Origin of the sequence: Nocardia sp. NPDC049190, from assembly GCF_040648115.1 — a bacterium.
Classification (GTDB): Bacteria; Actinomycetota; Actinomycetes; order Mycobacteriales; family Mycobacteriaceae; genus Nocardia.
Window position 1 is genome coordinate 1 of sequence record NZ_JBEZDE010000098.1, and the last position, 3,948, is coordinate 3,948.

Genomic DNA, 3,948 nt, shown 5'->3' on the forward strand with positions numbered 1-3,948 from the left:
CCATCATCCGATGGCCTGCGGAACCAACTGAACACGGAACGAAATCACCCGGCTCTATTTCCGGGTGGTCTCGTCATCGGGGACCGCTCAATACCACCAGCCGAACTCGAAGCCCTCTACTACAGTCAACAAGAGACCTCAGCAAACCGCTGAACTCTCAAACCACAAAGTCTCCGGACTCACCGGGGGGATTCACCTCGCAGCCACCCCGCTGAACGGATTCCCTACATTTCCACATGCGCCCGAACGACGACCACAAGACGAATACCCGAAGAGCGAGGTCGATCCAGATAGTTTTGGATTATCGGGGTGCCCGTGGCTCATTGTGGCAGCTAATGTGTCGCGTGGCTGGTTCGGTGTGGCCGCCGGGTGGTTTCAGTACGGACGTGGTTGATGAGATTTTCGGGGACGAATCCGATGATTTCGGTGCGTGAGCTGATGGCGAGCTTCTGAAGGATGGCGCTGATCTGGGCGTCGATGGTTCTGGGGGAGCTGCCTCGACGTGCGGCGATGGCGGTGTTGGCCCATCCGGCGGCTGCCAGGATGGCGACTTGGCGTTCTGTGGGAGACAGTTCGTTCCAGGGCGATTGACTGTCTACACGGTCTCGGTGGGCAGGTGTCAATTGCTGGATGGGCAGCGTGCCCATTGCGAGCTTCTGGACCTCGGCCAGTTCGGGTCGCAACCCGCACCCCAGGGTTTCCTCGGCGCTGAACCTGTTGTCGCCGAGCACGCGGCGGACAATGCCGATCGCGTTGGTTGTTTCAGCGCCGATTGGGCCCAGTTTCTCGATGTCTACGCCGAGTCGAGTGCGGAACGTTTTGGCCCCTCCAGCGAGTTGGGCAGCTTCGGTGGCCAGGGCGGTCAGGAAGGCTTGGTTGGGGCGTTCGGCTGAGGCGGTGTCTGTAATGATCTGAGCAAGCGACCATATCCGGATCTCGACTGCCCACAGCGCACCCCATTGGTCTCCCGTGGGGAGTTGACGCGCCAGTGCAGTGCGTCCGATCGCGAGCGCTTCGGTGGGGCTGCCATGTCGGGTGAGGGCGATCGCCCGAACCAGTTCAGCCCAGGATTTCGTCCACGATGCCCCGGACTCGGTAGCATGGTCGAGGTGATGGCGGGTGATCTCGTGGGCTTGTTGCGGTGTTCCGAGCAGACTCGCTGCCAGGGCGGCGAACATTTCGTACATCGCGGCCGCACCATTGTTGCCGAGGTCGCGAGCTTTGTCTCGGGCGCGGATCGAGACGGTGATAGCTTGTGGATCACTGCGTGCCAAGAGTAGTTCAGCGCCCCAGGCGAATTCGGCGGGACCGGGCAGGCCGATATCGGTTCCGGGGTCTTGTCGCCAGCCGGCCCTGGCCTCGGGCAGGCACGACGCGATGCAGTCTTCGAGCATCTGTTCGGCATCCTCACGTTGGCCCTGACAGAGAGTAATCAGTACGAGCTGGGCCAATGCGTCTGTTTGAAGCTGGGTCGGCTGTCGGGACAACTTTCGGGTGGCCGCCAGGGCGGTTTCGGTCCAACAGCGGGTCTCCCGCAGCGCCCCTGCGAAGAACGGGACACGCAGGCCGATCAGCCCAGTGCAGATCTCCAGGCCTAGTGCGGATTCGCCCGGCGCGGTGAGGCTGGACTCGATCGCGGTCAGTAGGTTGTCCCATTCGGCGCGGGCCCAATACAGAAGGTTCTTCTCGGCGGGACCGAACCAGTGAGCCCGTGCATACACAATTTTATCGTGGTAGTAATGGCGGTGCAGTTCGGCCAGTCGGGCTGGTTCTTCCGCCGCCTCGCCGGTGGAGTGTTCGATCAGCCGTTGCTTGGCGAACACTCGCGTGCTTTCCGGCAGCGAGTACCGCGTGGTCGTCGCCGTCCTGTGCACCGACACCAGTGACTGGTCGACCAGACGTTCCAGTAGCCCCTCGACCTCATCGGCCATCACACTCACGGCCGCAACATGGCCAGGATCATCGGCGCAGACCGCTTGGATCGCTTCCAGGTCGGCTCCGACGTCGAGGACCCTGTCACCATCGGTGTTGTCTTCGGGGTTGGGGTCATAGCCCGCAGCGAATACCGACATGCGGTCCACCAAGAGGCGCTCTTTGTCGTCGCACAGGTCGTACGACCAGGAGATGACGTCGACGACCGCCCGGTGACGAGGTTCGGTCCCGCACTCGGATCCCGATGACCAGCGCATCCGCCTGTCGTCGGCTAGGCCACTCAACTCATTGAGAACACTTACCAGTGATTGCCGACGCAGCTGTGCAGCGGCCAACTGGATGTAGAGCGGATGGTTGTGCACGTGGCGACAGATCGACTCGGCCGCAGTGATCTGTTCGGGCTCGTCGACCAGGTGGCCAGCCATCTCAGCCCTCTGCTGGAACAACGTCAACGCCTGTTTGCGGGTCAGTGGGCGCACCTCGACCAGCTGCTCGTCGACCCAGCCGATCGCCTTTCGGCTGGTTGCCACGATACTCAGCCCTGGGACCGCTTCAAGCAACTCAGCGATCAACTCACCGGCAGCGAACACCACGTGTTCACAGTTGTCCAGTACTAAGACAACCTGCCGGGCCCGCCCTGCCGCATCGGTTACGGTCAAAGTCTCGACCAGCGCGTCGAACACCGACCGACCGGAGAAATCGACGTCGAGCACCGCTTTGGCGACCTCTTCCTCGACCGCCGTGCGGTTGCAGTTCTTGCCCAGCCGCGCTAAACGGGCCCAATGCACCGGTCCTTTTCTCGCTTTGTGGTACTGCCGCACAGTCTCGGCCGCCAACCGGGTCTTGCCGATCCCACCCGGTCCGGTCAAGGTGATCAGGCGAGTCGAACCCAACAACAAGGTGGTGATCGTCTCCAACTCACGATTACGACCAATGAAGTTTGCAGCTGTAATGACACGATCTCGGCTCCCGCTCACCACACCACACCATCCTAGTAGCCATCGCGCGGCGACGCGATTTGTCCGGCCGACAACACTGTCGCACTTTCGGTGATCGGCTTATCCGAGCAAGGGCCAGCGTCGCAGAACTGGAATACGGCGGGTCCGTGGAATTGGGTCCTATCGAGCAGCTTCGTTTTGTATTGGATTCCTCGCGCGGCCCGTTGCTGAGGACAAAGTCAGTCCGGGGACCGGGCGGCGTGGTCTTGGTCCGGCTGTGCGGGCGAAACTCGAGCTGGGGCATTCCCCGCCTTGGCCATTATGGACATCGATGCGAGATCCAGCCGAGACCCGCCCGCCGCCCGGATCTGACCGTGACTCCCGGCGATCAGGATTGAGGTGCTCTAAAGCCCTCGGCGTTGCCCTCCCCTCGACACAAGGCTTCAGCAATGGTCGACCGGGTTGCCGAGCGATCCCCTCGATGCCGTGCTGAGACGGGTTGCCTACGACGAAGACGTCGCTGGCAGTGGAGTCATCGCAGCTCTTCGTGCCGCCGCAGTGGAGATTGGACGCGGCAGCCTCGACGAAACCTGGTGAACGCCGCTCCGGACGGAGTGCCGTGCGGCGCTGTAGCTACAGCCGCCGTGCACAAACATCGAGTTCAGACCGAGCGATGGTGGCCTATCCCGAGCACCGAGCTGGCCGACATTGTGCCCGCCAATGTGGATATTATGCTCAATCTGGCAACCCGCGCAGTTCCGGCTTCTCACCGAGAGCCTGCAACAGGCTGGATGAGACAGCCCATTTGCGTGGGTCGATACAGTGCGCGATCTGCCGGGACCCCGATAATTACGGTTCACGTGATTGACTGCGCGGGTCACGTCTCGTTGGACCGGGGATACGCACTCCCGGGTATACAACCCACCGCTCCCCGAAACACAGATCTCCCCGGACGCCGACGGACATGAGAGGAGCACTCAGACCGTGTCTTGCGTGGTTGTGGTTCGTTCGTGTTGTGCCGGAATCGGTCGTGCTGGATGATGTTCGACTCGTGGTCGATGAGTTGTCGATACGTCTT

At 61.9% G+C, this 3,948-nt stretch carries 1 protein-coding gene; it reads right to left on the bottom strand.

The genetic code is table 11. The features are described from left to right. Positions 1 to 332: 332 nt before the first annotated feature. Positions 333 to 2,912 carry an AAA family ATPase gene (locus AB0B25_RS31960; protein ID WP_357187532.1) on the bottom strand — a complete coding sequence of 860 codons (2,580 nt, stop codon included), beginning with the start codon at positions 2,910 to 2,912 and terminating at the stop codon, positions 333 to 335. Positions 2,913 to 3,948 lie beyond the last annotated feature (1,036 nt).